This is a genomic window from Rhizobium sp. 862_C5_N1_2 (genome assembly GCF_051811205.1).
In the GTDB taxonomy this organism is placed as follows: Bacteria; Pseudomonadota; Alphaproteobacteria; order Rhizobiales; family Rhizobiaceae; genus Rhizobium; species Rhizobium leguminosarum.
On the sequence record NZ_JBPWPT010000006.1, the window covers coordinates 139197 to 163631 of the forward strand.

18 protein-coding genes and 2 pseudogenes are annotated in these 24435 nt (G+C 56.9%); 10 read left to right on the forward strand and 10 right to left on the reverse strand.

Annotated features, from left to right (window positions below; all coding sequences use genetic code 11):
- The first annotated feature begins 37 nt into the window (after nt 1–37).
- The 10 genes from ACD590_RS37930 to ACD590_RS37975 all read left to right on the forward strand — a co-directional run bounded on the left by ACD590_RS37930 (nt 38) and on the right by ACD590_RS37975 (nt 11748).
- Nucleotides 38–1564, forward strand: a complete 1527-nt coding sequence (locus ACD590_RS37930; RefSeq protein ID WP_170961474.1) for a sugar ABC transporter ATP-binding protein — start codon at nt 38–40, stop codon at nt 1562–1564.
- Nucleotides 1565–1573: 9 nt separating this feature from the next.
- Complete coding sequence (locus ACD590_RS37935) at nt 1574–2515, forward strand: ABC transporter permease (RefSeq protein ID WP_013984703.1); 942 nt, start codon at nt 1574–1576, stop codon at nt 2513–2515.
- 5 nt (nt 2516–2520) lie between these two features.
- Nucleotides 2521–3519, forward strand: a complete 999-nt coding sequence (locus ACD590_RS37940) for an ABC transporter permease (protein WP_013984704.1) — start codon at nt 2521–2523, stop codon at nt 3517–3519.
- A 62-nt stretch (nt 3520–3581) separates the two neighbouring features.
- A complete protein-coding gene (locus tag ACD590_RS37945; RefSeq protein ID WP_064843743.1) occupies nt 3582–4733 on the forward strand; it encodes an NAD(P)-dependent alcohol dehydrogenase in 1152 nt (383 codons plus the stop codon).
- A complete protein-coding gene (locus ACD590_RS37950; RefSeq protein ID WP_013984706.1) occupies nt 4693–5004 on the forward strand; it encodes a putative quinol monooxygenase in 312 nt (103 codons plus the stop codon). Before ACD590_RS37945 ends, ACD590_RS37950 begins: the two co-directional genes overlap by 41 nt.
- Before the next feature lie 77 nt (nt 5005–5081).
- On the forward strand, nt 5082–6344 hold the full coding sequence (locus ACD590_RS37955; RefSeq protein ID WP_040140070.1) for an NAD(P)/FAD-dependent oxidoreductase: 1263 nt from the start codon (nt 5082–5084) through the stop codon (nt 6342–6344).
- A 95-nt stretch (nt 6345–6439) separates the two neighbouring features.
- Entirely contained in the window at nt 6440–6625 is a 186-nt protein-coding gene (locus ACD590_RS37960) for a hypothetical protein (RefSeq protein WP_013984708.1), read from the forward strand.
- Nucleotides 6626–7001: 376 nt separating this feature from the next.
- On the forward strand, nt 7002–7658 hold the full coding sequence (locus ACD590_RS37965) for an SDR family oxidoreductase (RefSeq protein ID WP_183621733.1): 657 nt from the start codon (nt 7002–7004) through the stop codon (nt 7656–7658).
- Between the two features lie 183 nt (nt 7659–7841).
- Nucleotides 7842–10358, forward strand: a complete 2517-nt coding sequence (locus ACD590_RS37970; RefSeq protein WP_096771276.1) for a methyl-accepting chemotaxis protein — start codon at nt 7842–7844, stop codon at nt 10356–10358.
- Between the two features lie 220 nt (nt 10359–10578).
- Nucleotides 10579–11748: an ABC transporter substrate-binding protein gene (locus ACD590_RS37975; RefSeq protein ID WP_064843746.1), complete on the forward strand. Its 1170-nt coding sequence runs from the start codon at nt 10579–10581 to the stop codon at nt 11746–11748.
- Nucleotides 11749–12191: 443 nt separating this feature from the next.
- Here ACD590_RS37975 and ACD590_RS37980 read toward each other — a convergent pair.
- The 10 genes and pseudogenes from ACD590_RS37980 to ACD590_RS38025 all read right to left on the reverse strand — a co-directional run.
- Nucleotides 12192–12531 (reverse strand): annotated as a pseudogene (locus tag ACD590_RS37980) (IS6 family transposase); the annotation flags it as partial.
- A 50-nt stretch (nt 12532–12581) separates the two neighbouring features.
- Nucleotides 12582–15281 carry a sensor domain-containing protein gene (locus ACD590_RS37985; RefSeq protein WP_064843748.1) on the reverse strand — a complete coding sequence of 900 codons (2700 nt, stop codon included), beginning with the start codon at nt 15279–15281 and terminating at the stop codon, nt 12582–12584.
- Between the two features lie 174 nt (nt 15282–15455).
- Complete coding sequence (locus tag ACD590_RS37990; RefSeq protein WP_064843750.1) at nt 15456–17723, reverse strand: methyl-accepting chemotaxis protein; 2268 nt, start codon at nt 17721–17723, stop codon at nt 15456–15458.
- Nucleotides 17724–17994: 271 nt separating this feature from the next.
- Nucleotides 17995–18996, reverse strand: a complete 1002-nt coding sequence (locus tag ACD590_RS37995) for an AraC family transcriptional regulator (RefSeq protein ID WP_237359384.1) — start codon at nt 18994–18996, stop codon at nt 17995–17997.
- 357 nt (nt 18997–19353) lie between these two features.
- Nucleotides 19354–19516: pseudogene (locus ACD590_RS38000) on the reverse strand (IS6 family transposase); the annotation flags it as partial.
- A gap of 6 nt (nt 19517–19522) precedes the next feature.
- The gene (gene ribB / locus ACD590_RS38005) at nt 19523–20326 is read right to left on the reverse strand and encodes a 3,4-dihydroxy-2-butanone-4-phosphate synthase (RefSeq protein ID WP_081284273.1); all 804 of its coding nucleotides are present in this window, start codon (nt 20324–20326) and stop codon (nt 19523–19525) included.
- A gap of 15 nt (nt 20327–20341) precedes the next feature.
- Entirely contained in the window at nt 20342–20851 is a 510-nt protein-coding gene (locus ACD590_RS38010; RefSeq protein WP_064843752.1) for an NADPH-dependent FMN reductase, read from the reverse strand.
- Between the two features lie 16 nt (nt 20852–20867).
- The gene (locus ACD590_RS38015) at nt 20868–21884 is read right to left on the reverse strand and encodes an ABC transporter permease (RefSeq protein ID WP_064843754.1); all 1017 of its coding nucleotides are present in this window, start codon (nt 21882–21884) and stop codon (nt 20868–20870) included.
- 12 nt (nt 21885–21896) lie between these two features.
- Nucleotides 21897–22865: an ABC transporter permease gene (locus ACD590_RS38020; protein WP_064843756.1), complete on the reverse strand. Its 969-nt coding sequence runs from the start codon at nt 22863–22865 to the stop codon at nt 21897–21899.
- Nucleotides 22865–24424 carry a sugar ABC transporter ATP-binding protein gene (locus tag ACD590_RS38025; RefSeq protein ID WP_064843758.1) on the reverse strand — a complete coding sequence of 520 codons (1560 nt, stop codon included), beginning with the start codon at nt 24422–24424 and terminating at the stop codon, nt 22865–22867. Before ACD590_RS38025 ends, ACD590_RS38020 begins: the two co-directional genes overlap by 1 nt.
- Nucleotides 24425–24435: the final 11 nt, after the last annotated feature.

Below are 24435 nucleotides of genomic sequence, written 5' to 3' on the forward strand. Positions count from 1 at the left end.
AAGCGCGCCCTCTTCACCCTCGCAGATGGAAGTGTTCATGAGTATGCTTGTCGAGATGGTCGGCATAAACAAGTCCTTTGGTGCGGCCAAAGTCCTGTCGAATGTTCAATTTTCGCTTGAACGCGGCTCCGTCCACGCATTGATGGGCGAGAACGGGGCGGGAAAATCCACGCTGATGCGAATTCTGGCCGGCGTCTATCAACAGACCGCTGGACGCATCCGTCTGCGAGGAGAAGAGGTGACCTTCCGTTCCCCCAAGGAAGCGCGTCTCGCCGGGGTGTCGACAGTGTTTCAGGAGTTCACCCTCATCCCCAATCTCACGGTCGCCGAAAACATGTTTCTTGGACACGAACCGCGGCGTGCCGACGGGTCGATAGACACCGCCGAGGTCGTCGAGCGATCCCGCAAGCTGCTTGTCGACGTTTTCCCTCAACTGGACGCCACGGCGATTGTGGAAACGCTGACGGTTGCCCAGCAGCAGGCAGTGGAAATCGCCAAAGGTCTGACATCCAATGCCGATGTCTTCATTTTCGATGAACCGACCGCGGCACTAAACTCGACGGACGTCGCTCATCTCTTCAAGGTCATCCGCGATCTGAAGGCGCAAGGGAAGGCTGTCGTCTACATCTCGCATCGGATGAACGAGGTGTTCGAACTGTGCGACACCATCACCGTCATGAAGGATGGGGCTTGGGTAAAGACAGCCAGGGCAGAAGACTTCAATCTCCAAACGCTTGTGGCAAACATGGTTGGACGCGAGCTTCAGAATTTCTTTCCGCCGAGGGCGCAGACCATTGGGTCGCCGATGCTCGACGTGGCAGGGCTTCGTCTCAATGACCATGGCCCGCCAGTCGGTTTTTCCGTACGCACGGGCGAGATCATCGGACTGGCCGGGCTGGAAGGCCAGGGGCAGCGCGAAATCATGCGTGCGGTCGTCGGGGTCGAAACCGCCGCAGTTGTGACCGTCCGGCGTCGCCGCGACGATAGCATGATCGGTGTGAACGTATCCTCCGGCTTTTCGAGTGCGATCTCAGCCGGCATTGGTTTCATTCCTGAAGACCGCAAGCAGGAAGGCTTATTTCTTCGGCTTCCGATCTACGATAACATCGCACTTGGCAAGCAGTTGAACCGGAACATGGCGAGCGTTGCATGGCGTTCCATCTCCAGGGTTCACGATGTCATAAAGTCGCTCCGTGTTGCGGCTGCCGACCCAGCCTCGCCCGTCGGCAAACTTTCGGGCGGAAACCAGCAAAAGGTCCTTCTTGGCCGCTGGCTGCTTTCGGGGGTTGATATCCTTGTCATCGAGGAGCCGACACGTGGCGTCGATGTCGGCGCTAAAGCGGAAATCTATAAGCTCCTTCGCGATTTTGCCGATCGTGGCGGTGCAGTGATCGTCTCGTCACGCGAGCACCCCGAACTGATCGGGCTCTGTGACAACATCCTGGTCGTTCACGACAAAAAGATCGTCGGACAGATGCCCGCGCTTGATGCCACAGAGGAAACCATCCTGGGAACCGCACTCGGTTCGAACTCCGCGCACGATCCGCGCGCCGCTGTTCATTGAGGAGGATACATGAATACCGTCGCAAAGTTCCTGAAGGCACCCTATAGGGCGGGTGCGATCCGGCTGTCGATCGGGACGCTATTCGTGCTGGTGGTCGCCTCGGTTATCCTGCTTCCACAATTTCTGGCGCCGGAGAATCTGTCGAACCTGCTGGCCCAATCCACTGTTCTTGTTATTTCTGCGCTAGGCCAGACCTTTGTGATCCTGACGGGCGGCCTAGACGTTTCCGTTGGTTCGATCATCAGCGTGACGACTACGATCATGACACTCGACATGCCCGAGGTTGTCCGTGTCATGCTTTGCATTGCGGTTGCGATCGCATTCGGATTGTCGAATGGCTACGGCGTAGCCAGGCTCAACGTCCATCCGATCATCATGACCCTGGCAACCATGGGTATCGGCCAGGGATTGGCGCTTATCATTCTTCCTATCCCCGGCGGGAAGGTGCCCGAATGGCTTTCGGCGTCAGTCGCGGGTTCCGTTGGGCCCGTGCCAAACTCGCTGCTCTGGCTGATCGTCGCCACGTTCGTTGCTGCCTGGTTGCTTTATCGCAGACCGTTTGGCCTTTACCTGTTCGCTTCGGGTGGTAACGACTTCAATGCCCGCATGAATGGCGTCCCGGTCGAGCGCACAGTCATCAAGGCCTACATCCTGTCGGCGCTATTTGCTTGCGCTGCCGGGATGTTCCTCGCAGGTCGCCTTGCCTCGGGCGATCCCAAGGGGGGCGCCACATTCGGAATTGAATCCGTTACCGCAGCAGCGCTCGGGGGTGTTCACCTGGCTGGCGGTATCGGCAGCATCCTCGGCACTGTAGCCGGCGCGGCTATCCTCGGCATCGTCAACAACGTGATGAACCTCGCTAACGTCTCGGCATTCCTCCAGTCGGTCGTGAAGGGCCTTCTGCTGCTAGCACTCGTCGTCTCACAGCGTCGCAAAACGATCGGACTTTGAAAGAGATGGACCTCTCGATGACCACAACGGATGCGAAAATTGAGACGCCATCGCGCACTCTCACCGCCAGGCGCATACTTTCCTGGGTGCTCGGTTTGCCCCCGGCATATTACGTGCTCGCAATCCTGATCGCTGTGGCCCCCGCTGTAAGCGCGACGCTGATCAATCCAAACTATTGGTTCGTGATCCTGAAACAGTCAGCGCCGCTTGGGATCGCGGTGCTGGCGCAATCTCTTGTCATGCGGGTGCGTTCTATTGATCTCTCGGTCAGTGGCGTGTTTGCTTTTTCGATCTATCTCGCCAGCTCCGGGCTCCTCAACAGTTACCCGCCCTTCGTCACGGTCCTGATGCCGATCGTCATCGGCCTTGCCGTCGGTCTGATCAACGGCGCCCTCGTGGCCTATGTCCGCGCCTCCGCGGTCATCGCGACGCTGAGCGTATCGGCGATCCTCATCGGGATCATCCAATTCATGAGTTCGGGCCGTGCACCGGGTTCGACACCAAGCTGGCTTCGCGTCCTGACGAGCGGGAACATCTACGGCCTGTCTTACTCCGTGATCGTCTGGATCGGGATTTCCGTTCTCGTCGCATTAGCGTTCCGCTTCTTGATCCTCGGGCGCTACTTCCGCGCTGTCGGCGACAATCCGAGGGCGGCGGAGATAACAGGCATACCTCTGGCCCGCACGATTTTTGTCTCCCATACACTTGCGGGCACGCTGACAGGCATCGCCGCCCTGGTTCAGGTGTCGGCTCTGGCCGTTGGCACGATCAAGCCCGGCTTCGACACCTTCATGAACGCTCTCGCCGCGACGATCCTCGGTGGGGTGACGTTCGGCGTCGACCGCGGTGGCGTCGCGGGGCCTTTCGTGGCGGTCGTCGCCTTCAGTTTCCTCTTCGCGATGTTGACGGTGTTCGGCATCCAGGAGCCCGGCAAGCTGATCGTCCAGGGCGGGATCATCGCGCTTGCTGCGATCATTTACGGAGCACGCGTCGGTCGCGTCTAGCCGCAAGGATCTGCCAAACAGGTCATTCCCGGTGTCAACGCGGGAGAATGCAGGAGATAAGAATGGTGAAGATAACGGCGGCCGTGGCCGCAAAACCGAAAGCTCCGCTTGAGTTTCGTGAACTTGAGCTGGCGGATCCAGAAGGCAATGAAATTCTCGTGCGGACGGTCGCCACGGGGATCTGCCATACCGACCTGTTGCTCCGTGATGGGATATTTGGGCCTCCCGCCCCGGTCATACCAGGACATGAAGGTGTTGGTATCGTCGAGGCCATCGGGGCGGACGTCCAAGGTTTAAGGGTGGGCGACCACGTTGCGCTCAGCCAGAGTTCATGTGGCTTCTGCGGCGATTGCCGGCGCTCTCACCCGATGAACTGCCAGAACTACACCCAGTACAATCTGACGGGGCTTCGTCCGAACGGCAAGAAGGCCTTGCTGTGTGATGAAGTCGGCATCGGCAGCAACTTTGTCGGCCAGTCATCCTTCGCGACCCATGTCCTGGCGACTGAAAACAACGCCGCGCAGCTTCCCAAGGATTTCGACCTGACGAATGCGGCCCCGCTCGGTTGCGGCATGGCAACGGGAGCAGGTACCGTCATCAACGCCATGAAGCCGGAGATCGGTCAAACCATTGCCGTGTTCGGCGCGGGAGCGGTCGGCATGGCTGCGGTGATGGCCGCCAAGGTCCGGCGGTGCAGCAAGATCATCATCATCGACCTGAACGAGCAGCGTTTGGCCATGGCTGAGACGTTGGGCGCGACCCACGCTATCAACGGCAGGGACCCAGACGTCGTGGAGCAGATCCACGCCTTGACGGGCGGCGGTGCCGATTTTGCGATCGACGCCGTGGGTATCGTTCCCGTCATCCTGAACACGATCAAATGCACGCGGGCAGGGGGTCATGTCGTCCTCCTCGGGCTCGACGCGCTCGGCAAGGATATTCCAATCCCGCTGGACCTCATGGTCTTCAACCGGAAAATTCAGGGTGCCATCCTCGGGGATCAGATCCCGCAGCTCTTCATCCCCCAACTGGTCGAACTAAACCAGGCCGGCCTGTTTCCGTTCCAGAAGCTGATCACAAAGTACCCGTTCGAGAAAATCAACGAGGCCATCGCCGATGCCGAAGCTGGCCGCGTGATCAAGCCCGTCATCGTCTTCAATAGGAGCTTCCCACATGCCATCGAGCAAGTCCGACGAACAGCATCTCATCGTTGAGTTTAAAACATCGACGCGTAACCGGGACCGTGTCAACACACTGCTCCAGGAGTTTGTCGGCCCTGCCCGCGAGGAAGAGGGCTGCCTTTACTACAATCTCTACCAGCGCTCCGACGAGCCGAATACGTTCTTCATTCTCGATGGTTGGGCAAACGAGGAGGCAGCCGCGCGTCACGGAGAATCTGCGAACGTCAAGCGTGTTCTCGAACCGCTGCTTCCGTTGCTGGTAAGCCCCCCTTCCATCATTGTGAGCAGTCGCATCAGCGACTGAGCTTGCGATCGTGCAACACCGAAGGACGCGCTTCGATCCGAGGCGGGTTTTTTTCCAAAGGCTCGCGGGAGGACGAAATGGAGCATCGAGTTGTCATCGTGGGAGGCGGTTTCGCCGGCCTCCAATTGGCCAAGGATCTCAAATGTCCAAACCTTTCGATCACGATCGTCGACAGACGCAATCATCACCTGTTCCAGCCGCTGCTCTATCAGGTCGCAACGACCGTCCTGGCAACCTCCGAGATTGCCTGGCCCATTCGCGCGGTCTTCCGTGGAAGGAAAGATGTCACAACGCTTCTTGGCGAGGTCGTGGGCGTCGATGTCGAGAAGCGGCTTGTCTCGCTCAAGGGCGGTCATGCCATTCCCTACGATACCCTTGTTCTCGCAACAGGGGCCCGTCACGCGTATTTCGGCCGGGATGAATGGGAGCCTTTCGCGCCCGGACTGAAGGCGTTGGAAGACGCCACCACCATCCGCCGTCGTCTTCTCCTGGCGTTCGAAAAGGCGGAGCTGGAAACCGATCCCCAAGCGCGGGCCGCAATGCTGACCTTCTCGATAATCGGCGCCGGACCGACAGGCGTCGAGATGGCCGGGATCATCGCCGAACTGGCTCAAAGGACGCTTGTCGAGGAATTCAGAAACATCGATACGACTTTGGCGCGTATTCTTCTTGTAGAGGCAGGACCGCGTGTTCTGCCTGTTTTCCACGAGGCGTTATCGCAATACGCCGAGCGATCCCTTGCGTCGATGGGCGTCGAGGTTCGCACGGGACGGCCGGTAACCGACTGCACCGAGGAAGGTATATCGATCGGGGACGAGTTCGTCCCGAGCCGTACGGTCATATGGGCGGCGGGCGTGCAGGCATCCAAGGCCGCCGTATGGGTCGGGGCGGAGACAGATCGAGCAGGGCGGGCTATCGTGCAGCCCGACCTCACGATCTCAGAACACCCGGAGATCTTCGTTGTCGGCGATACCGCGAGCGTTAAGACCGGCGAGGGAATGCCGGTTCCTGGTATCGCTCCTGCCGCAAAGCAGCAGGGAAAATACGTCGCCCAGGTGATCAAGGCCCGCCTTAAGCAGCGCTCAGCGCCGCTTCCCTTCAAGTACAGGCATCTTGGTAATCTTGCCACCATAGGGCCAAGCTCCGCGGTGATCGATTTCGGCAGGCTTCGGCTCAAGGGCTCCATCGCCTGGTGGATCTGGGGCTTTGCCCACATCTACTTTTTGATCGGAACACGGAGCCGCATGGCGGTCGCGCTGAGCTGGCTTTGGGCATTTACCTCCGGACACCACTCTGCCCGCCTTATTACCCAGAAGGAGACGCTGAAGGACGAGGTCTAGCAGGGATTTATCAGTGACGTGGCGGAAGCACGCCACGCTTTCGTGGGCATTGCGCGGAACGACCTTGTCACCTGCAGCTATTGAAGGAACGAAACATGAGCGAGTTTTTGAAAGACAGCATTATCATTCCACCGACCTCGACCGTGGAACGCGAGAATGGCGAGTGCCTATCTGAAGGCCAGTCTGCAATAGACGTTGACGCGCTCGACGATGCTGCGCGTGCAAGCGTTGAGGGCCAAACGAATGCCATACGCGTCAGAGAGCCGCGTGTGAAAGCGTAGGACTTTCCGGAAAGATGCCGTTCCCCAGAGACATCCATGGGCTGTTCCATGGAAGGTCCAACTGTGGCACGGCGAGACCAAACCGGCGCGCGCCAAAGACCTCGTGAAACCGGATCGATGGATTGTCCGTCGATCATCTTCCATGTCCTCTTGGCTTGGGGTCGGAGAGGCGGGAGACAACGTAATTTGGAGATAAGTGTGTGGTGGTCTCCCTGTTGAGATACGAACGAGTTGCTAGATCTCACGGTTTCACACATGGACCGTTTTCCGCGTGAAACCAGGATCTAAGACTCACAACGCTTGCCGGACACCGCCGACGGAAGGGTTTATCGAAGGAGGACAAACCGATGCCGGCTCTCATGCAGGCAAAGTATGCGTGTTGGTGGGCGCGTCAAACCCGGTCGGTTTCTGTCTTGCGCAGTCTTTCCTCGAAACTGGCTACCGTGTCGCCGTAGGTGACCTCGACCCTTCAGACTTCAGTTCTTTAACCGCAGTCTCGGGGACGAATTTGTTTCCGGTTAAGGTCAATTTGAATAGGGACGTGTATGTCAATTCAATGGTCGATCAGGTCTACCTACGCTGGAGCCGGGTCGATATTCTGGTGAACATAGCCTTCCGTCGCCGTGAATGCGCCGAACCGCTTTCCGCTACGGATCTTGGGCTTGATGCCGTCTCCAACCTGATAAGGGTGACAAGTGCTTTCGGCTCCCGCCTCCAGGGAGAGGAACTCGCTGTTGTGAATATCGCCTGGTTCGACGAGAAGTCGCTGCTAGAGGCCGACCGCGAAGCTGTGCTCCAAGCGGCCTTACGAACTACGACGAGTGCGATGGCGAAGAAGTATTTCGACTCGGGGCTTCGTATAAACGCTGTTCATACCAGAAATGCGCGTTCTACATCTTACGTTCAAAGTGAGACGCTTAGGACACTTGTTCAAGCTGTCCAATTCCTCGCAAATCCAGAACTGTCTGGAAAGCTCACGGGGAACGTCCTGCACATCGACCTGAAACCTGACGATAGTCCTTTCCGACGATAATTCGAGAAGACATTAACCTGTCGTTAAGGTTGATAGTTTGAGCGTCAATTCGACGTGGAAATCCTAACAAGATGTAAAGCACTTTGCATTTCCGCAGTCGAACTTTCTTCCTCTTCGTTTAGGTCGAATAACTAAAACTCCAGAAATGGGTGGCAGTGCCCGCTTTAGTCATCTGGAGGTTTTATGTTCGTCGATCGCTTGCTATCCGCTTTCAGCATCAGAGCGAAAGTCTTATTAGTACTGGTGCCGCTGGTCATGATCCTGGCGGCCGTCGGTGTCGTGAGCCTACAGGCGACCGGATTGCTGCAATCTCGCCTTCGGCTATCGAGCGAAGTTCTCGAGACTTTGAGCGGATTTCGGGACGTCTCTGAGAGCATGAACCGGTTTTTGGCGCAGAGTTCTACGGAGAACCGTGATGAGGCCCTGGCAAGTCTAAGGGGGCAGGGCGCCACGATGCTGTCGCTTCAGGAAGTCGCCACTGACGTTGGTAGTGACACTCGTGCTCTTGAAAGCAGTGAGTCCGCAATGTCCGCGATTTCTGACAGCATGGACCGCATGTGGTCCCTGCACAACGATGAGCTGTCCATTCGTCGTGACGTTGCCGCAAGCTTGACCGAGATCAAGCAGGTCGCGGCCGACCTGAAGCTGGCCGCGGTTAAAGTCCGTGCGCAGGTCCGCAACCAGGAAAACTCTGGCAAAACGATGCTCAGAGAGGCTACCCGCTCAATCGACACGGCGGCAATTATGCAGCGGTTGTCGGAAAATTTGGTGAATCTGCCGGCCAGCGCGATGCAAACCCCCGAGGCACAGCAACAGGCGCTCATGATCAAAAAGGCGATGAAAACCGTCAAGCGCGTCGTTGCAACGGGCGATGGTGGACAAGCAGTCGCAAACTTGGAACAGGCAATCTCCAGCGTCGTCGCCAATTCCGGGCTGGATAGCGCTTTCCTTCACAGCCTAGGGATCGACCTTAGTGCGTTTGCCCCGCGACTGCGAGATGACGCCATACAGCATATGATCGAGGGAACCCAAGCAGTTCGAGCCTTGGATAAGCCATTGGCGGAATCGGAGACGCTCATTGCGGCAGTGGCATCGGTAGGCCAGGATGCCGATTCGATAGAAATTGAGATAAACAACCTGTTGCGGGCGGCCAGCACTGAAAACCAGGAGCGACTCATTGAGCAGCTTACGAAACTGACTCGTGACACCGTAGCGGTTGGAGGCGTAGCCGGTTCATTGCCAGACTTCCCCAAAATGGAGGAGGTCCTCTACTTACAGGGGGATGCCATCGAACAGAATACCGAGAAGTTGGTCAAGATCGCGGAAGGGCGGCAGGCGCAATACGCAGAGGCGGATAAAACCGTCCAGTCGATATGGAAAAATCTCGTGTCGTTCGCGTCGACTCAGGAACATGACGCTCACCGGGAAAGTGATTTCGCCCGACTATTGTCCGCAGCTGCTACCGTCTCCGGTGTTTTGGTCGCCCTCTTGGCCGGAGCCGGCCTGATGGTGACATTGCGCGCTCCAATCGAACGGATCGCAAGGCGCATGCAGGGGCTAGCGACCGGTGATCTTCAATCAGACATCGTTGGCTGCCAGCGGAAAGACGAAATTGGCGATATGGCTCGCGCGCTTGAAGTTTTTCGCGGAAATGCGGTCTCGAAGCTCGAGGTTGAAGCCCGCGCGCAAGACGACCGTAAAACGGCTGATCAGGAGCGAACGGATCGTGAGTTTGAACGTGCTCAGCTTGAGAAAGAAGTGTCCAGCGCTGTACAAACACTCGGGGAGGCACTCTCTAGATTGGCGCGAGGAGACATCTCGCAGACCATCGACCGCCACTTCCATCCCAATCTCGAGCAACTGCGGCGTGACTTCAACCACTCACTGTGCGTCCTCAGGGAAACCGTGTCCCATATCGACGAAAACACCCAACAAATCAAATGGGGAACCGACGAACTTTTCAAAGCCTCTGATGATTTGTCACGACGGACTGAACGACAAGCTGCTTCTCTCGAAGAAACCGCAGCAGCCGTTGAGCAGGTGACTGCGACGGTGAGGAACTCTTCGGAGAATGCCTGCGAGACACAAGCGTTTGTTTCTGCAGTCAAGGAACATGCAGAGGGCGCGGCCATCATTGTAACTGATGCTATAAGCGCCATGGCACGAATTCAGGATGCATCTTACAAGATCGGTCAGATCATAGGATTGATCGATACCATTGCATTCCAGACGAACTTGCTTGCGCTGAATGCCGGCGTTGAAGCAGCTCGTGCCGGCGATGCTGGAAAAGGCTTCGCGGTAGTCGCACAAGAAGTGCGCGAGCTCGCCCAAAGATCGTCAGCCGCAGCGCTCGAGATCCGGCAGTTGATTTCAGAATCTTCGTCAGAGGTGGCCGTCGGTTCGGATTACGTCGGCAAGACCGGGGAGGCTCTGCACAGTATAGCGGCATCCATCGTGCAGATTTCTGATCGCATTGACCAGATTGTGAGTTCCAGCCGCGAACAAGCGACTTCGCTGGCCGAGATCAATAACAACGTCAATGTTCTTGATCAGGGGACGCAACAGAATGCAGCCATGGCTGAGCAGACAAACGCTGCAACGAAGACGCTTTCTGATCAGACTGTCGAACTCAGCGAACGGCTTGCTGGGTTCAAGTTGACAGATGACAGGCCAGCTCATCGGGTAAGTCTCGCTGCATAAGGCAGGCGTAGTGAGATTCGAAGCATGCCGATGGCGGGCCATGCCGCCATTCGATCGAATGAAAGTCACATACCCCAGCGCACGATTTCGCTTCGATGCGCCGGTCTCTCTCCTGGTAGCTCTTTGTCGCTCTCCGTCGCGCAGGATTCAGCACGGCCCGGGCCAACCTTAAGACAACGAAACTATCATCCAGTGCTCAGACTTTGAAAGGTGCCTATCCGTGTGCGTACGTGAGTTGATAATTGGATTTTTTCTCGCTGCAACCCTGGCCATCCCGCTGACGGCGAAGGCTGGCGGGCTCAGTGAACTGCCGCGGGAAGAGCGGAAGACCTACGAGTTATTGGACCCGCGGTTGCCCACGGGAGAGTCTGTGTTTCGGAATTTCAGAGCAAAGCGAGCGCCACCGTGGAAAATTGGTTACGCCTCGAGCTACGCTGATAACACATGGCGTGCGAACGTCCTTGATGAATTTACAAACAAGCTTCTGCCGACTTTCAAGAAGGCTGGGCTGGTATCCGAGCTCGTCGTTACGCAGTCCAATCTCGATGATAGCGCCCAGATCAGCCAAATGCGGCAGATGGTAGATGATGGTGTCGACGCCATAATCATATGCTGCTCCAACCTTACAGCGCTCAACCCGACAATAGAGTACGCCCATTCGAAGGGCGTGCCTGTTATCTCATACTCCGGTTATGTGACGTCGCCGTTCGCAATCAATGCGACAGAGAATAACATGCAGGGCGGTTTTGAGGCGTCAAAGTGGTTGGCGGAAGAGATCGAAGGTAGCGGCAATGTGCTGCTTGTGTCCGGAATCACTGGCTTCGCCTCCTCAGACAGCTTTCAGGCCGGCGCCACAAAAGCCTTGGAGTACTATCCCGAGATCAACGTCGTGGGACAAGTTGACGGGAAATGGACAGACAGCGTCGCACAATCCGAAGTTCAGAAGTTCCTTGCCGCCAACCCTGGCCGAATTGATGGTATTATTGTTCAGTCGGGAGCCGAGTCTGGTGTGATCGACGCCGTCCGCCAGTCCGGGCGCGAGATTGTGCCGGTCGTGCTTGGCGGAGAGGCTTCGGCATCATGCTACTGGCGTAAGAATCCTGAATTTGTAAGCAGGAGCTTCCACTTCTGGCCGCCGCGCTCCGAGGCTCGTTTCGTATGGGACGTGATGATGCGCACTCTGGAGGGTCAAGGTCCGAAGATACAGTCTATTCTGCGACCGGCGATTCCTTACACGATTGATGATGTAAAATCGGATCTGCCAGCTGATTGCGACCCTAATAGTGAAGACTGGCTCGAACCGAAGGATGCAGCTTGGTGGACTGCTGACGCTGCCGCTAAATTTTTCGACAATCCAGCAGATCCGCTTTCCTGGAGACCCACCAACTGATCTTGCGTGCTGTGTAGGCAGTGAAACGCTACCCCGGCCGGCCTCGGGCGGGGTTGATGACATGGGAGATGCCGCTGGTCGCGTCAGCAGGAATTCTAGAAACGATCCGGTTCCGAAGGAACGACGATGTGCCCGGCCTGGGCACTCTCGCCCCGGATGCTGGGGATATTCTACTGGCTATTACTGATCCTGTTCCATAATAACCCTTATCTGCTTTTTTCTAACCTGTTGAAACTAAGGGTGAAATAACCATTTATTTGCGCTCTGAACTGATGGTCCCGGCGCGCCCTTCACGCCGGAACATCAAATTCCGTGAGATTTATGCTTCGGCCTCGAGCGCATGCTTCACGCGCACAATCAACAGCGGCACGGCAACAATCAGGATTGGAATGGAACGAGGTCATCAGCCGGCTGATGTGCGGCCCGCATGGCCGTCTGGTACGTCGCTGGCTTTGTATGAGCACATCCAGAACAAATCCGTCCTGATCTACGGCTCGTCCGAGCCAATGCTTATTGCTACGGATCGAAACACCGGTCTGATCCAGATGCCACTTGTGGGCGAGCCGACCGGAACTGCGGCGGCGAATGTCGTTGGCGAAGGTACGACCAGAGTGCCCTGCCCACAGGCCAATCGTCTGGTGCGAGGCAATGATCCCACGAGCGGCCCTGCATGTCCTCGACCATCCGCAGGCTCAAAAACGAAACGGAACTAAAGCCACACCGCGTAGCCAATAATTTCAGCAAGAAGGGCTCGCGGCGACAAAGTGGGTCACGATCCATCATGCCATATCATCGCACGACAAATCCCAAGGTCCGTTGCCGTCACGATGCCCTCAGGGGCGTGCGTTCGCGACGAGAAGTTCGGACTTCGGAATGGGCTTACTATAGTAGAAGCCCTGTGCCACAGCGCAGCCGCTTTCAGTCAAGAATTTTTCTTGTTCAACCGTCTCCACGCCCTCAGCGACCACATTTTGCCCTAGGCAACGCGCAATCGAGAGAATTGCCTTCACCAGTTCCCGACTACGCTTGTCGGATCGATTGATGAATGACCGGTCGATCTTGAGGGTATCAATGGGAAAGTTGGCCAAATAGCTCAAAGATGAGTAGCCGGTGCCGAAATCATCGATCGCTATGGAAATTCCGCTCGCATGCAATTGAGAGAGTGTCGTCGAAACGCCCTCACAGTTGTGGAGCAGGAGGCTCTCAGTTATTTCGACCTCGATCCACTCCGCACGACAACCGGTTTCCTGTAATATGTCCGCGATCGTTTGCGACAAATGCGGGCATTGAAACTGCTTGGGAGACAAATTTATCGCGATCTTGTGCGGGGACAGTCCATCTGCGTTCATGGCGGCAGCCGTCAGACACGCCTCATGCAGCACCCAGCGTCCCAGATCGATGATCAATCCGGTCTCCTCGGCGACACCTATGAATTCGCCCGGAGGGATCATTCCCACCTTCGGATGATGCCATCGAAGCAGGGCTTCTGAACCGATCACCTTTCCGTTGTCCAAAAGGACCTTTGGCTGATAATGGAGTTCAAGTTGCCCACGTTTCATAGCAAGGCGTAGGTCTGATTCGAGCGCCAGGCGCTTTTCAGCCCCAATCGTGAGATCTCTTGAGTAAAAGCGGAAGTTGCTACGCCCAGAACGCTTTGCCAGATACATCGCAGAATCCGCATATTTCACCAAATCGTCGGGTGCGTCGCCGTCATTTGGAAATACCGATATCCCAATACTGCAGGATACAAAGAACTCCCTGTCGGAAAGCATGAAACGTTCTCCGAATGCGGCGAGCATTCTGCTGGCAATTTGAGCCAAATCCTCAGTGTCCTTAACATTCGGAAGCAAGACAGCAAACTCATCGCCACCGAGTCTCGCCACTGTGTCGGTAGTACGGACGCCTTCTCTCAAGCGGGTCGCCACCTGCCGCAGCAACTCGTCACCGACGGGATGTCCCATAGTGTCATTGACTGCTTTGAAATGGTCCATGTCGATTAGCATCACCCCGGCTCGCTGGCCCGCCGAAGCCGCGTCCCTGATCATCTCGCGTAACTGCTCATTGAAAAGTGTCCGGTTAGGGAGGCCGGTCAGAGAATCATAGAATGCCATCTGACGGATTTTCTTACGGGACGTGTCCAGTTCGGTGATATCGCGGGCCACGCCGAGAATCCCGGTCAGCTTTCCCCCCGCGAATACCGGAACCTTACGAGTTTCCAAAAGCACTGATCGATCATCCTCGTGATCGGTGATCCGTTCCTCATTGATGAGAATACGGCCGGCTTGCATGGCCTCTTTATCCTTGTCCCGAAAAAACTGGGCGAGTTCGGGAGTAAACAGATCATAATCCGTTCTCCCGACGATTTCCGCTTCTGCCTTGCCGACCAATCCTTCGAAGGCATGATTGCACAACAGATATTTGCCTGTTACGTCTTTCAGCCATACCATGTCCGGAATGGTCTGCAGTACACTCAAGAGGCGAGTCCGAGCTTCAATGATTGTTCCCTCGGCGTGCTTTCGCTCTGTAATATCGCGAGATAACACAAGAAAAGTGACGGTTGAGTGATTGCTGCTTGGTCGCTTTGCGACCGACAGTTCAAACCAACGGGATTCGCCATTTGGAAGGGCGATACGGATACATCGACCGTAGGAGGCGCCGGTTTCATCGGCTTCTTCAAGAGCCAGCATAGCGATGTCGGCCTGATCTGGAAGGAGCGAATCGCGGACAAGCTTGCCGAGCAGCACTTCTTTTGGTTGCGCCAGGAGCTCCTGATCCCTGGCCCAGACCTGCAGGTAGCGACCGTCGGCATCTACCTCGAACAGAACGTCAGGAATGGCGGCGATAATTCCCTCTGCGAATTCAAGAGCCTCTTTGAGATCATGCTCCGTACGTTTCCGCTCTGTGATGTCCAACATCGCGCCAACCAAGCCGACCCTATTGCCAGCTATATCAGTGATCGCTGTTTTGCTGAGTAAAAGATCAACTACGCCACCATCTTCGGCGGTGGCCTTTGCTTCATATTGCTGAACACCGCCATTTGCAAAAAGCGCCTCGTCCAACGCGGCATACGTCTCGGCTATGGGTGCGGGTACCAAATCGAAAACGGTTTTTCCGATAATCTCTGCTCTTGAGCGACCGGAGAAGCTTTCAAACGCCCTGTTGCAACCAAGGTGTACCCCATCTCTGTTCTTGAAGAAGACGGGTAGCGGGATCGCGTCGAGTACGACGGCACTGGACATCTCTTCGGCGTTGAATGGCATGTCGACGTTTGTCTCAGGTTGCCGGGGGGGCGCCCGAAAAGACTTCTCAAAGGGTTGCCCAAGCCTCGCGACATCCTCGTCGTGACCGGGCGATGGCCGGACAATGGAGGCCTCCGAAAATGGCGGTGCCGTGCCCGTAGCAAGCGGAGGACTGGCATTGACCGCATTGCGTAAGGCGTGACGCCCCTGGATGTTTTGAGCATCAGTCGCCATCTGCGTTTCTACAGGCTGTCCGAGGCGGGATGTTAGTTCCGATTGACGTATCTGTTTCATGTGCCAAGTCCTCTTGTAACGTGGCTGAACAATCATGCGTCAAGCCAGGGTTTTGTTAGGACCGCACAAGTCATTTGGCGGAGTACCATGCCGCTACCCCACCGGGATATCGCTCTCGTTCACAATCATCAAAGATGTGTATTTGACTGTGGTCGGCGACGCCGCCCATATGATTTAGAACGCTTGCCAATCATCATTCGAAGGCGCGAGCGCCAGGTTACCGCGGCGCATCGGATAGTTTCCGCGGTCAACCATTGTCTGACCGGCCGGGAAACTCTTGCCAGGTTCGCCCGAGACCTTCTGTGGCTTGAAATCCCCGCTCTCGTCTTTGAAGTGGAAATGTCTCAACAGCGCGGCTAGGCTTTGGCTCTCTTGGGCGAGGTGTGATCCTGCAGAATTCATCTCCGCGACCATGCTCGCATTTTCTTGAGTGGCATGGTCCATATGATTAACCGCGCCGTTGATCTCGCGCAGGCCCGACGATTGTTCTTGGGAGGCCGTTGCGATTGCGTCCATATGAAGATTTACATCCTGCACAAGCTCTTCAATCGTTCTCAGGCCCGATCCGGTTTCGCTCACGAGCCTTACGCCCTCGTCGACGGCCAGAGCTGAATTGCCGATGAGATCCTTGATTTCTTTTGCCGCTGTCGCTGAGCGCTGCGCAAGCTCCCTGACCTCCTGGGCAACAACCGCAAAGCCTTTTCCCGCGTCGCCAGCACGCGCTGCTTCGACGCCGGCGTTCAGCGCCAGGAGGTTCGTTTGAAAGGCGATCGTGTCGATGACGCTGATGATCTGCGAAATCTGTTTGGAGGAGTTTTCAATGCGATGCATGGCTCCGATAGCATTGCGTACAACCCGACCGGACATTTCCGCATGATCTCGCATCTGTTGGACGGCTCCGCGCGCCTCGGCCGTCCTCTTTGTCGTCGATGCAACGTTGACGGTTATTTCCTCCAACGCCGCTGCAGTTTCCTCGAGCGAAGCCGCCTGCTGCTCGGTGCGTCTTGAAAGATTTTCAGATGCGGCCGAGACGCCCGAGCTGCCATTCGTGACCGTTTCGACTGAATGGCCGACGGTAACAAGCGCGTCCCGGAGCTGACGAATGGAAGCGTTGAAATCGCCGCGCAACCTTTCAAACTGTGGCGCTAACGGCTCCTCAATCTCATAAATCAAGTCTCCATCCGCCATCCGCTTCAACCCGGTTGCCAATGCCGTCGTCGCTCGAACGAGGCGCTCATCTGCTTCTTTTTCAGCCCTTATCTGAATATCCAGCTTCTCTTTCTCAGAACGAATGCGCTCAGCTTCCGCGGATGTCTCCATTTGATTTTTTTGTATGGCCGCGCCGCGGAAAAACTCAAGGCAACGCGCCATGTCCCCGATCTCGTCGCGTCGGATCGTCAAGGGTACCGGCGCCGACGTATCGCCTTCTGCGAGTGCCTTCATTCGGCTTGTCAGAGTCCGAATGGAATTTGAAATTCTCCGAACGACCGAAATGCACAGAATGAGTACCGTAGACATGATCAGAAGCGTGGCGCCGGAGTAGCCGATAAAGGCATTGCGAAGATCGGCGTACCGCTGAAATGCCATCTCGTCCAACTTGTCGCCGGTGCGCATTATGAGCTCGGTCAACAAAGCAGCCCGCTGTTGGGTGATTTCATTCCATCGATCCAACGTCTCGGGGGGGAAGGAAACGCCCGGCTGGTTCGCATACATCTGATCGCGAACGCCCGCGATGAACTTGCCTGCGGCGCTGGCCTCGAAGTCGTCATAAGATTTGACGAGATCGGCAGGGAGAAATTCGTGCATCGTAGGCACATAAAGCTGCTTTAGATTTTTTGATTGTAAGAGGGACGAAAATAGATCGACGGAGATCGCTGAATTTTTGATGAAAGCTCGGCCGGGCCTGATCTCCAGCAAACTAGCTTCCGTGATCTGCATCAGCGCGTGAAAACCGGTAATTTGGCGTGCCAAATTCAAATTATTGACAGTCGCCCCAGTGCGACGGACGAGCTCCAAACCCGCAACGGCAGCTGGGCGCAAGGCAACGGCTCCCTCCGCCTCGCCCGCCGTTCCGTCATCGATGCGCCGGCGGAAGCTATCGATATTGTCTCGCCTTTCACGAATGATCTGCACTGCCCGTTCTATGGCCGGATCGTCAAATGCCTTTTTCCAAGAGTCGTAAGCGGAAAAGACCGCTGTAAAAGCCCTGTCCGATGCGGCTCGCTTCGCCCGACGGACGTCGGCGCCTGCAAACGCTTCCGCCGCTATAGCCTGGGCGAGGAATCCGCCTTCCCGCCCAAGTTGCTGCGTTGTTTGTGCGCTTCGGAACATAGAATATTCGTGGTAATATCCCAGTGATGTTGATACTCCGATGAGTACGAACGCCGTCAACGGAATAATTGCCAAAATCATTAAAAGTAGGGATAGCGGCAGTCTGGACATACGTTCCTCATGGACTATAAATTACACCGGATTCCATTAGCGACGCGGTCAAGAACATTGTGAAATCGACCGCTACATATGAGATGAGCTCGGCAGACTTACCATATGATTAACCCCTGTACTGATTTGAAACTGCGTTGCGCAGATCGGAACATCGTTGCGTTCAGGGGATCATCTGCAAGACAGATCTTGGGCCGAGCCAGTCGGTTTGCTGGAGAGTTCTGTTGCTATCAAGCCTCGAAGACGGTCGAGCGCGCTGACTGATCGTAGATCAGTCGGCGCAATCCGCCTCCGATATACGCAATGTTTCAGAGGGATATACTCCATAGCGCTTGCGATAGTCCGCAGAAAATCTGCCTCTATGAATGAAGCCCCATTTCAGAGCGACCTGCTTGACCGAGATGCCAGGCTCGCCTGTCATCAGTTCCTGATGCACTGATTCCAACCGTAGGTGCTGCAGAAATGCCAGAGGGGTCGTATTTCGGAAGTTGCGAAAACCGCTCTGAAGAGTGCGTCGGCTCACGCCACAAGCCGTTGCGATTTCCTCAAGAGATAGCGGCCGAGCAATATTGGCACGCATATAGTCGACCGCCCGCTTAACGGCCTTGGGTAAGGGTGGTTCAGCAACGCGGCATAACTCAGGTGAGTAGCGATGCTGCGCAGCTTCGATCAAAAGCTCTATCGTCGTTTCGGTGAGGAGATTAAGTGCTATCGGCGATTGAAGGAGGGTTCCGTCTCGTAATCCAGCATAAAGCACTGGTACCAGTTGCACCAAAAGGGAGCCGAACCCGACCGATAGGTCGATTTCTGGCGAAAAATCGAGGCTGCCTCTTATTGGCGTATTGAGCCGACGTGCTAAACGGCGCGTCAGCTCATCATGGGAGATCCTAAGACCCAAATGTTTCCTGGGCCCAATGAATTGGGTTGTACTCGCCGACATACTGTTCACGAAAACGCCACGCCTTCCCTCTGACAGGATTTGTCTGCCGTCCACGGTAACGACCGATCGCCCATATAGTGGAAGCATGATAATGTTTGCCTCCGCCGGTCCCTGGTGCTGGACCGTTAGGTCGCCCTCGTAATGCGCGGCAATAACTGCAATCGGGCCATTGGTAATCGCATGTATATCGTAGGCGATCGTCTTGTCGCCCTGTACATGCGCTGGAGATTGCGGGGAAAGCCTGGAAAGCGCTTCCGCGAGTTCCTCGCTGCAAGTGCCTTTGAGCGAGAAATGGTCAATCTTGGAGGGGACACTCTCAACTCTCCACATCATCACTTCCTTCCCGAAACGGTTTCCAAGCATGAGGTCGGCCTTTCGCCATCGACGGGCGAACAGGGCAATTGAGGGTTTGCAGCCGGTCCTTCGCCGTCACTTCGACGGGAATCTTAGACTTAAGGGCAAAGAGACGAGCCCATGACGCCGGTCGATTTTGTCAGTGATGCGCGAGCAATTTGGGCCCATAGGTTCATCGCTTCTACTCCCAGTTCGCGACGATGGCTCGTGGTGAGGTCATGGGGTGGGGTGTGGAACAGGGTGGAGCCGAAGCGCTACATCCGGCATGAACTCTCGTTTTACAGCGTGGTAGGATCGAAGCTTGTTGTTGGCGGAGGTATGACCAAATTACTCTGCCCACAGGCGGATCGTCTGGTGCGAGACAATGATCCCAGGACCGGCCAGCATGGCCTCGATCACCCGCAGGCGCAAAAGCAAAGCGGAAAGAAAGCCACACCGCGTGCGCAATAATTTCAGCAGGAAAGCGGCGGGGGCGATAAAGCGGGTCACGGTTTGTCATGCCCAATCATCGCACAGCGAACCCAAGGTCCGTTCCCCCCGTTGGCACCTGCGAAACGCACTTTTCTTGTGCTGTATCAGAGACTGCGAACGCAGTAGTTCCGCTCTCCCGCTGGGGGCATGTAGTACGTCTGCTTGCCAGATACGAAACATTCGACAGCGCCGCCGCCGCGCCCGCGTCCTCTAAACGAGGGCCGCGTTCATCGATCTCGCGGCAATAATCGATCAGGGCTTCGATGGTCACCATGAGAAGGTTGTGGCGCGCGGCGAATTCGCTGAGTTCGGGAAGACGCGCCATAGTGCCGTCGTCGTTGGCGATTTCGCAGATAACACCCGCTGGCTCGAGCCCGGCGAGCCGAGCGAAATCCACCGCGGCTTCCGTATGGCCGGGGCGTCCGAGAACACCCGACGGGTTTGCCCGCAGGGGGAATATGTGGCCTGGCCGGGACAGCTCCTCCGGCATCGTCGATGCGTTGGCAAGCGCCCTGATGGTCTTGGCGCGGTCTTCTGCGGAAATACCGGTCGATACGCCTTCTATCAGGTCCACTGAGACCGTGAACGCCGTCTGCATGGAATCCGAGTTGCGCTCCACCATGAGCGGGATATCCAGTTCGTCCAACCGCTCCCCGGTCAAGGGAACGCAGATCAGGCCGCGCGCATAACGCATCATGAAGGCAACATGATCGTTCGTCACCTTCTCCGCGGCAACGAGGATGTCGCCCTCGTTTTCCCGGTCTTCGTCGTCCACGACGATGATCATCTCTCCGGCGGCGATTGCTTTAACCGCGCTCTCGATGGAAGCAAACTTCATGTTCTTCTCCTTGAACTAACCATGGCCCAGAGTGCGTGCGAGTTGGCGGTCGACCCGCTCCCGAAGTTCCGCAGATGGTGCCGAATCCGGGAAGTCGCCGTCCATCGCATAGATGAAGTCACCGCGAACCTCGGCTTTGAAGAAGCCCATCAATGAGCGCAGGTGAGCCTCGACATGCTCGCCATGGGCCTCGGCCTTGCCCGTTGCGAATATCAAAACGGGTCTACCCTGCAGGGCTGTCATTTCGAAGAGGTCGAAAAGATGCTTGAGAAGACCGGTCATCGAGGACTTGAAGACCGGTGTCCCCACAACGAGGACGTCTGAAGATTGGATTGCGTCAAGAACGTTCGCAAGTCCAGCAGGAGCCTCCGAACGCCACAGCGTGGTTCCTAACACCGGGAGAACATCGACCAGGTCAAAGAGATACCGGCCGTGGCCGGGCGAGACGCTCGAGAGTGCGTATTCCCCGAGCGCCCGCGTCTTGGAGGGGCGCGAGACATTGCCGGTTATCGCGACAATCTTCATTTTGCCGGCCCTCCGATCAGATCTGGTTGCGGATATGCGGGGTACGCGCGTAGACGGCCACCATCGGCACGATCAGCAAACCCACGATCGCCTGTTGCGCGGCAAAGCTGAGGCCGAGCCCGACCAGCAGGGACGTCAATATCGTCAATACGAGTACCCCGAGAACGGTTGCCCCGTATCCGCCTGCGCCACCGAGCAACGAGGTGCCGCCGATCACAACGGCCGCAACGGTGGTGAAGAGATATGGGTCTCCGACGCCAACGAAGCCGCCGCCGGAAAACCCGAGCAGCAATACGCCCGTCAGTGCCGACATCGCCCCACTGATACCGTGAATGCTGGTCCAGACCTTGGTTTCGGAAATGCCAAGCCGTGCCGCTGCAGTCCTGCTGCCGCCGACGGCGTAGATGGAGCGGCCGAACCATGTGTTATACAGAGCCCAGATGGTGACGAGCGTGACGAGGAGCCACACCAGTACCACTGGCGGCAGGGGCAGCCCGAAGGTCTTCCCGTTGAACGCGGCGATATTGCGGAGCCAGTCCGGTACGGGGGCGAAAACCGTTCCGCCGTAGTCGGAACCGATGGAGGTGTAGAGTTGTACCGCGCCGACAAATGCGAAGCCGACCCCAAGGGACATGATGAGAGCCTGGCCCTGCAGCTTGAAGCTCAAAAAGCCGTTCGCAAGCCCGATTGCTGCTCCCAGGAGAACGACCGCTATCACGGCCAGCCAGGCAGGCATCCCGGTGACCAACAGGCTTGGGAAGAGAATATTCGCTCCCCCGATGACATATGGAATGGAGAGATCAAGCGCGCCAACCATGGCACATAGCGTCTGTCCCAACGATGCAAGCCCCAGGAAAGCGGCAAGCAGCAATATCGAACGCGCGTTACGGGGCGAGATAAACCCCGGAACAAGGATCGTACCCAACACGAGAAGTGCGGCAAGCAGACCAAAGCCAATTACGATGCTGCGCTGAAGCTTTACCGATCGTCCTGTGATTTGGCTCATCGTCTGTTCCGTTGTGAGTGAAGTCATTACCAGTCCTCTCTAGAAAGCCGTGCGCCGGGCCGTCATGAATACGTTGACGAGGAGCGATGCCACGAGGATCAGGCCGAAAGCCATTTGCGTCACGAACCCCGTCACGCTTCCGAAGCTGAAGGCGGAAAGCAGGTACGAGATGAGGAACATGTTCAGCGCACCAAGCGTGGCCCCCAAAGCTCCTCCTCTCCCGCCAGCCAGGTTTGCGCCACCGAGCACCAGGGCGGTAACCGCCTGGAGCGTGTAGCTGCTTCCCTGGGTAGGATCGCCAGAAGAGATCAATGCCGTATAGCTGAGCGCGGCAAGGCCGACGAAGACGCCGCCGAGGAGATGGGCGCAGATGCGTACGGTGTCGACTTTCACCCCGCTCGTGTAGGCCATCCGTTCGTCAGCGCCTGTCATGCGAAGGTGGGAGTAAAAGGTGGTCCGGCGCATAACGGCCCAAAGAGCCAACGCCGCCAAGACGATGATCAGCACCGGAGATAAGATCGTCGTTCCTGCTCCCCACGTCATCATCCAGTCCGGCGCAACGCCGCCCGGCCTTGACATGACCATGAGGTTCAAGCCTGAAAGGACGAGGAAGCTGGAGAGCGTGACGATGATGGGGGCGACCCGGACGTAGATGATGATGAGCGCCTGCAGCAACTGATACAGTGCGCCGACTGCCACCACCCAGCAAATCACTGCGAGCGGAGACGTGTAACCCCTTGCTGAGAGCCAGCCGATCAGGGTGACGTTCACGAAACCCATCAGCGGGCCAACGGAAAGGTCGACCGAACCGCGGCCTGCCATCACGATCGGTGTCAGGGCCAGCGTCGTGAGGATCAAAGGTGCTGCGACGATGATTGCTCCGCCCATTCCGGTTGCGGTGAACAGCCGCGGCGAGAGCACGGCTGCGGCGACGAGCAACACTCCGAAAAGAACGAGCGGTACGGTCAGCGACCTGTCGAGCGCAGGAAATCCAAAACGTTGCGACATCAGTGTGCCTTTCTCTCTTTGGAGAATTCCATGGTGTCGGCAACCGAGCGGCCGAACATTGCAGCGAGAATGGTTTCTTCGTTGATGTCGGGGCCGTCGAGGGAACGATGGATGCTCCCTTTGTGAAAGACATCAACGCGATCGGCGAAACCGAGAAACTCTTCGATCTCGCTTGAAAGGTAGATTACCGAGCCGCCACCTTCGGCAAACAGCCGAAGCTCGCGATACAGGTCGCGTTTGGTGTTGAGGTCCACGCCTCGAGCAGGGTCGTTAAGAACGATCACTCTGGGATCATTGGCGAAGGCACGACCGATCAGGACCTTCTGCTGGTTACCCCCGGAAAGGGACGTAATGCGGTTGTCCGGGTGCCCGATCTTGACGCGGAGCCGCTCGACCTCCCGGGCAAACGTCTGCTTCAGCCTTTTACGCCTGATGACACCGAACGGCCCCAGGTTCTTTTGGTAGATACCGATGGCGAGGTTCTCGAAAATGCTCTGCTGTGGGAAAATTCCTTCCCGCTTCCGGTCTCCGGATACGTACACAATGCCCTTATTCGCGGCGTCGTCGAGCGTGCTGACTTTGACGAGACCGGTGCTTTCCCGATCCAGGATCCGGACCTCCCCTCCGAACGGCGACATAATCCTGGCGACCAGTCGCACGAACGCGTCCTGGCCCTGGCCGTCCAGACCCGCAACGCCCACGATAGATCCCTGCGGAAGGACGAAGTCGAAGGGTTGCGATGCCTCTTGGGGGCGCGCGCCATGCACGGAAAGAACCTCCTTGCGATCACCCGACAGGCCCGCTGCAGACGTTGAAGCGGCGGCGGAAATCTGGCGGTCTTGAGGGGTCATCATGCGGAGGAGGTTCGCCTCGGTGATCTCGGATTTCTCAAGGACACCGACGGTGAAACCGTCTCTCAGTATTGTCGCCCGGTCGGCGATACGGACGAGCTCAGCGATGCGGTGCGTGACGATGATTACCGCGCACCCCTCGGACCGGAGCCGATCGATCTCTTCGTGGAGCCGGACGGTCGCGTCGAGATCGAGTGCAGCCGAGGACTCGTCCAGGATCAAGACCTTGGGTTTCCTCAGGACGGCGCGGGCGATAACGATCCATTGCTTGATGCTGAGCGGAAGATCACCGACGTTCTGCCTGAGATCGATATGCTTTCCGACCAGGCGGTCCAGAAGGCTTTGCGCAACGCTTCCACGTTCCTTGGAGGATTTCCGAAGCGAGAACAGGTCCTCGCTTCCCACGAAAAGGTTGTCGAGGACACTTGCCTCATCGGCGACAAGGACTTCCTGGAAGATCGTAGCGAGACCAACCTCTTTGGCATCGACTGGCGAGGTGATGGACTTGCCAAGGATTAGGACAGATCCTCCATCGGCAGCGATAACGCCGGACATGATCTTCGCCATGGTGCTCTTGCCGCTGCCATTCTCGCCAACGATCGCGTGCACCTCTCCTGCCCTGGCGACAAAATCGCATTTCTTCAAAGCCTTCGTTTCGCCAAACGATTTGGCAACGGCCGTCATGCTTACGGCGACGTCATTCGTCATGCCCATCCTCC

Excerpts from the sequence above, each read along its gene's own strand:
- ACD590_RS37930 (WP_170961474.1), top strand. The coding sequence starts at position 38 with ATGAGTATGCTTGTCGAGATGGTCGGCATAAACAAGTCCTTTGGTGCG.
- ACD590_RS37935 (WP_013984703.1), top strand. The coding sequence starts at position 1,574 with ATGAATACCGTCGCAAAGTTCCTGAAGGCACCCTATAGGGCGGGTGCG.
- ACD590_RS37940 (WP_013984704.1), top strand. The coding sequence starts at position 2,521 with ATGGACCTCTCGATGACCACAACGGATGCGAAAATTGAGACGCCATCG.
- ACD590_RS37945 (WP_064843743.1), top strand. The coding sequence starts at position 3,582 with ATGGTGAAGATAACGGCGGCCGTGGCCGCAAAACCGAAAGCTCCGCTT.
- ACD590_RS37950 (WP_013984706.1), top strand. The coding sequence starts at position 4,693 with ATGCCATCGAGCAAGTCCGACGAACAGCATCTCATCGTTGAGTTTAAA.
- ACD590_RS37955 (WP_040140070.1), top strand. The coding sequence starts at position 5,082 with ATGGAGCATCGAGTTGTCATCGTGGGAGGCGGTTTCGCCGGCCTCCAA.
- ACD590_RS37960 (WP_013984708.1), top strand. The coding sequence starts at position 6,440 with ATGAGCGAGTTTTTGAAAGACAGCATTATCATTCCACCGACCTCGACC.
- ACD590_RS37970 (WP_096771276.1), top strand. The coding sequence starts at position 7,842 with ATGTTCGTCGATCGCTTGCTATCCGCTTTCAGCATCAGAGCGAAAGTC.
- ACD590_RS37985 (WP_064843748.1), bottom strand. The coding sequence starts at position 15,281 with ATGAAACAGATACGTCAATCGGAACTAACATCCCGCCTCGGACAGCCT.
- ACD590_RS37990 (WP_064843750.1), bottom strand. The coding sequence starts at position 17,723 with ATGTCCAGACTGCCGCTATCCCTACTTTTAATGATTTTGGCAATTATT.
- ACD590_RS37995 (WP_237359384.1), bottom strand. The coding sequence starts at position 18,996 with ATGATGTGGAGAGTTGAGAGTGTCCCCTCCAAGATTGACCATTTCTCG.
- ribB (WP_081284273.1), bottom strand. The coding sequence starts at position 20,326 with ATGAAGTTTGCTTCCATCGAGAGCGCGGTTAAAGCAATCGCCGCCGGA.
- ACD590_RS38010 (WP_064843752.1), bottom strand. The coding sequence starts at position 20,851 with ATGAAGATTGTCGCGATAACCGGCAATGTCTCGCGCCCCTCCAAGACG.
- ACD590_RS38015 (WP_064843754.1), bottom strand. The coding sequence starts at position 21,884 with ATGACTTCACTCACAACGGAACAGACGATGAGCCAAATCACAGGACGA.
- ACD590_RS38020 (WP_064843756.1), bottom strand. The coding sequence starts at position 22,865 with ATGTCGCAACGTTTTGGATTTCCTGCGCTCGACAGGTCGCTGACCGTA.
- ACD590_RS38025 (WP_064843758.1), bottom strand. The coding sequence starts at position 24,424 with ATGACGAATGACGTCGCCGTAAGCATGACGGCCGTTGCCAAATCGTTT.